The organism is Micromonospora chalcea, from assembly GCF_002926165.1.
Classification (GTDB): domain Bacteria; phylum Actinomycetota; class Actinomycetes; order Mycobacteriales; family Micromonosporaceae; genus Micromonospora; species Micromonospora chalcea.
In genome coordinates, this window is sequence record NZ_MAGP01000060.1 from 1 (window position 1) to 5,171 (window position 5,171).

At 71.5% G+C, this 5,171-nt stretch carries 3 protein-coding genes; 1 reads left to right on the plus strand and 2 read right to left on the minus strand.

Going from position 1 to position 5,171, the window contains the following annotated elements:
- Nucleotides 1-12: 12 nt before the first annotated feature.
- Entirely contained in the window at nt 13-1,161 is a 1,149-nt protein-coding gene (locus BAW75_RS06860) for an ROK family transcriptional regulator (RefSeq protein ID WP_043323169.1), read from the minus strand.
- Nucleotides 1,162-1,669: 508 nt separating this feature from the next.
- Here BAW75_RS06860 and BAW75_RS06865 point away from each other — a divergent pair.
- Nucleotides 1,670-4,390, plus strand: coding sequence for a sugar-binding protein (locus tag BAW75_RS06865; protein ID WP_043323166.1), 2,721 nt, complete (start codon nt 1,670-1,672; stop codon nt 4,388-4,390).
- Nucleotides 4,391-4,474: 84 nt separating this feature from the next.
- On the opposite strand, the gene BAW75_RS06870 is transcribed toward BAW75_RS06865, so the two are convergent.
- Nucleotides 4,475-5,050 carry a VanZ family protein gene (locus BAW75_RS06870; protein WP_104112998.1) on the minus strand — a complete coding sequence of 192 codons (576 nt, stop codon included), beginning with the start codon at nt 5,048-5,050 and terminating at the stop codon, nt 4,475-4,477.
- Nucleotides 5,051-5,171: the final 121 nt, after the last annotated feature.

Here is a 5,171-nt window from a genome sequence, read left to right on the forward strand (position 1 = left end):
GTCGGGTGGTGGTCAGGGAAGCGAGGGGCGGGGCACCGCGGCCGAGAGCGCGTAGCTGATCGCTCCGTGCAGCACTGCCTGGTCACCGAGGGTGGCCCGGCGCACCTCGGTGGGGGCCGGGGTCCGGGCGGAGACGAGGGTCTGAAGCTGGTCGAGGGCCGCGTCGTCCAGTTCCGCGGCGGCGCCGCTGAGCAGCACCAGTCCGGGATCGACGACGCAGGCGCAGGAGAGGATGAGCCCGGCCCAGGCGCCGAGGACCTCGTCGAGGTACTCCCGGGCGGGCGCAGACGTCGCGGCGAGCCGGCTCAGCTCCCGTACCGGTGACTCGGGCCGGCGGCCCGGGTTGAGCGCGACGACCCGCTCCGCGATGGCGTTCACCGACCACCGGGCCTCGAAGTCGCCGACACCGCTGTAGCGACGCTCGGTCGTGCCGCCCAGCGGCAGGAAGCCGACCTCGCCGGCGGCTCCGCTGGCGCCCCGGCGGACCTTGCCGTCGAGCACGAGGCCGGCGCCGATGCCCTCGGCGACGTGGATCAGCAGCAGGTTCGCCACGTCCGCGCCGGCGCCGGCGACGCACTCGCCGGCGGCCATGAGGTTCACGTCGTTGTCGACGACCACGGGTACGCCGAGCCGCCGTTGCACGGACTCGCCGATCGGCCACGCCTCGACCAGTCCGACCGACGGCGCGAGGCGTACCGCGCCGTTGGTGGAGACGCCGGGCACCGCGATCGCGACGCCGCGCAGCGAGGGCAGGTTGTCGCCGACGAGGTCGAGGACGAACTCGCAGACGGTCTCCACCACGTTCGCGCCGAGCCGCGCGACGCGGTGCGCGATGACCGCGCCCTCGCTGTCGGCGATCTCGCAGCTGATCCGGGGTGGCTCCAGCGACACCGCCGCGACGAGCTCGGCGCGGGGGTTGAACTCGAGCATCTCCCGGGGCCGGCCGGTGGTGGGCGCGCCGGGCCCGCGTTCGATGAGGTAGCCCTCGGCGACGAGTTCCCGCACGAGCGCGGTGACCGTGGCCGCCGAGAGGCCGGTCATCTCGGCCAGGTCCACTCGGGACAGCCGCCGGGCCTGCCGGGCGGCCAAGATCACCGAGAGACGCTTGATCTCACGGGACCGCTCACGGCTGACCGGGCTGGTCGGGGCTTTGTCAGACACGCTTTCTTCCTAGTGTGAAAAAAATGAGACGTCAAGTAACGAGATGATCTCGGAGCTCCGGCCAGCGGAAATTTGGGAAGTGGCAAGCCGGACGCGCCAGGCCACCCCGACATGGCGCGCAAAACCGGGCCCTCGCGTCCACATTGGGTGCCCAAAGTTGGGCAAAGCGCCCCCTCCGGCTGATGCAGGCCGAGCAGCCGGGCCACTGAGCTGCGGGGATTGTTTCTTCGAATAAGGAAGAAAGTCGTCCGGGCCTATTGACGACGCCTCCGCAAGATCCCTAGGTTACGGCCCGAAGGCCTTCCGGTGGACCGATCCGTCGCCACCGTGTGCACCGCTCACGCCGTGACGGTGCGCGTACACCACCACCCCGTTGTCGAGCACCACGACCAGCGAGGACCCAACAGTCCTCAATGGACAGCTGTCCGCGTCACGACCCGGCGCGCGCCGGGCCCGTGACCCGTCCCCCAGCCGCAGCACTCTCGCTTCGAGACGAAGAGGTATGCCCATGAGATGGCGCACCACGGCAGCGATCGCCATGTGCGGTCTTCTGTCGTTGGGCCTGGCCACTCCGGCCCAGGCCAACCCCCAGAACGCAGCACCGAAGCCACAGGCCAAGAAGTCCGACAAGCCCGTCGACCTGGACATCATGTTCATCGGCGCGCACCCGGACGACGAGGCAGGCCAGCTCGGCATGCTCGGATACTGGAACGAGTATCACGGCATGAAGGCCGGCGTCATCACCACCACCCGCGGCGAGGGCGGTGGCAACGCCACCGGTCTCGAGGAGGGCCCGGAGCTCGGCATCCTGCGGGAGGCCGAGGAGCGCAAGGCCGTCGGCTGGGCCGGCGTCGAGCACATCTACAACCTGGACGCGCTCGACTTCTGGTACACCGCGAGCGCCCCGCTGACCGAGGAGGTCTGGGGCCACCAGGAGACGCTGTCCCGGATCGTGCGGGTCCTGCGGACCACCAAGCCCGAGGTCATCCTCACGATGAACCCCTCGGCGACGCAGGGTAACCACGGCAACCACCAGAAGGCGGCCATGCTGGCCGTGGAGGCCTTCTACGCGGCGGCCGACCCGAAGGCGTTCCCGGAGCAGATCAAGAAGGAAGGGCTCAAGCCCTGGCGGGTCTCCCGCATCTTCCAGACCGGTGGCAGCGGCACCACCGGCACCAACGGCCCCGCCTGCGAGACCACGTTCACGCCGGCCGAGGCCAGCAACGTCATCTTCGGCACCTGGCAGGGCTACGAGTCGGCGCGGCACGACGGCAACCGGTGGAACACGGTCCAGACCTGGGCCCGCCGGGAGTACGTGTCGCAGGGCTGGGGCAACAGCTCCTTCCCGACGACCAACCCGGACGCCATCGGCTGCAACCGGCTGACGCTGATCGACACCCGCACGCCGTACCCGGACCCGAACGTGGGCGCCGGCACCGGCGCGCTGCAGGGCGCCACCCTGCGTGCCCCGGGCGGCCTGCCGCTCGGCACCGAGATCCACGTGCGTCCGCGCACCTGGGAGGCCGTCGGCGGCCAGCCCATCAAGGTGGACACCGTCCTGTACGCCGAGAAGGCCATCCCGGGCGCCAAGGTCGCCCTGGACGTCCCGGCCGGCTGGAGCGTCAGCGGCAACGGCAACGTCGGCACGCTGACCCCGGGCAAGGAGGTCGTGAAGACCTTCACCGTCACCCCGCCCGCGCAGGTCGAGGTGGGCACCCGCTTCCGGCTCAACGCCACGCTGACCAGCAAGAAGGACGGCAGCGGCGTCAGCAGCGCCCAGGTGCAGGGCACCGCTCCGGTGCGCGGCACCCTGGAGCCGCTGGAGGAGATCGCCGACTTCCGCGCCTGGACCGTGCGGAACAAGACCCAGCAGCTCGACGCGCTCATCGAGTCCCTGCTGAACATCCCCAGCGGCGGCACCCGCAGCGTCAAGGTCAACCTGACCAACCACGGCACCCGGGTCGAGTCCGGCTCGGTCAAGCTGAACGTTCCCGCCGGCTTCTCGGTGGCCGAGCAGCAGGTGCCGTACAGCGGCCTGCGGCCGGGCGCCACCACCTCGGTGACGTTCACCGTCAGCAACACCGACACGTCGCTGCCGACGGCCAACCGGGCGCCGGACAACGGCGCCTACCGGGTGCAGATCGAGACCAGCTACGTCGGTGGCAGCGCCACCGAGCCGGGCGCGTTCAACCTGGTCCCGACCACCACGATCCCGAAGGCCACCACCGCGCCGACGGTGGACGGTCACGGGCACGACCACGAGTACACCGGCGAGGTCATCGACATCTCCACCCGCTGGGAGGGCACCGCCGCCCCGGCGTCGGACATCTCCGGCACCGCCCAGCTGACCCACACCGACGACGCCCTGTACGCCATCTTCAACATCACCGATGACGTGCTCGGCACCGTCCTGCCGCCGGAGGACTGCAAGCGTCCGCGGCGTAACGACAACATCGAGTTCGGCATCGACCCGCGCGGCAACTCGGCGAACACCTCCACGGTGTTCAACATGGCGCTCTTCCCGGCCACGAACGACCCGGCCAACGGGAACCCGCCGTGCTTCGCCCGGGAGCGGGACAACCACCAAGGCGGCCCGGAGACCGCGCCGGGTGTGGAGATCGCCTCCGTGGTGACCAGCAACCCGTACACGGGTTACCGGATCGAGGTCAAGATTCCGTTCAGCGTGCTGCCGGACACCATCGACCCGAGCCGGATGGGCCTGAACATCCTGGTCAACGACTCGGACACGCAGGACCTCAGCTCGCAGACCCGGGTCGGCTGGTCGACCTGGAGCGGCGTGCGGGCCGACCCGTGGCGCTGGGGCAACGCGCTCCTGCCGGGCCTGCCGGCGCAGCCGTCGGCGCCGAAGGCTCCGATCATGCCCGACACCGCGGCGCTGAGCGTGGACTCGCCGCAGACCCTGCTGCAGTCCGTCTCGGACGGGGTCGCACCGGGTGGTTACGCCAAGCTGGCGGACAACACGGTGAAGCTCAAGAAGGTCACCCGCACCGCCAACAAGGTCTCGGTGCAGCTCCAGGTGAAGAAGGCCGGCACCGCCCGGGTCTTCGTCTGGGACGGCAGCCGGGTCGTGGCGCAGACCCAGGCCAGCCTGCGGAAGGACGGCACGCTCGTCCTGCCGCTGAGCGGGTCGCTCCCGGCCGGCACCTCGCTGCTCGTCTCGTACGAGAGCGGTGGCGCCACCACCGCTCTGGCGAAGAAGCTGTGCTGACCGGACGGTGAACGCGTCGACCTGACGCGCTGACGCGATGGGCCGGGCCGTGAGGTCCGGCCCATCGTGCCGTATCCGGGCCGTTCAGCGTTTCGCCGCCGGCACCGGCAGGGGCCGGTCCGGAGACGCCGGGGCCGGCCGCCAGCGGCGCGAGGCCAGCGCGGCCAGTCCGGCGCCGGCGGTGTTGAGCAGGACGTCGTCCACCGAGGACACCCGGTCCAGCCGCAGGACGTACTGCGCGACCTCGACCAGGACCGAGCAGCCCGCCGCGAGCGCCAGGATCCGCGGCACCGACGCCAGCGCCGCGAACCGCATCGGGCCGAAGAACCCGAGCGCCGCGAACACCAGCAGGTTGCCGACGATCTGGACCGCCACCGTCAGCGGCCCGCTCGCGAGGACGGTCAGCAGGTCCCGCAGCGGCACCAGGCTCACCCGGCCCGGAACCACACCGGCGCCGTCCCCCGGGAGCATGATCATCCAGACCCACGGCGCGGTCCCGTAGACGATGCCGACCTCGGCCAGCGACAGCCGCCAGGCCGGCCCGCCGCCGCGCCGGCGCGCGAGGAGCCACACCACCAGCGCGGCCAACGGCAGCGCGGCCACCGTGACGAGCACGACCCCGTTGATCGTGCCGAACCAGCCGTGCCACCCCTCGACCACGCCGCCTCACCTTCTGTCCGCCCGGGGATCCCGCCAGGTCCGACCGGCGCGGACCGGCGCCCCGGCCCGCCCAGGGTGCCATCCTGCCCGCCACCCCGCGGGCCCCCCCCCCGGGCGGCCC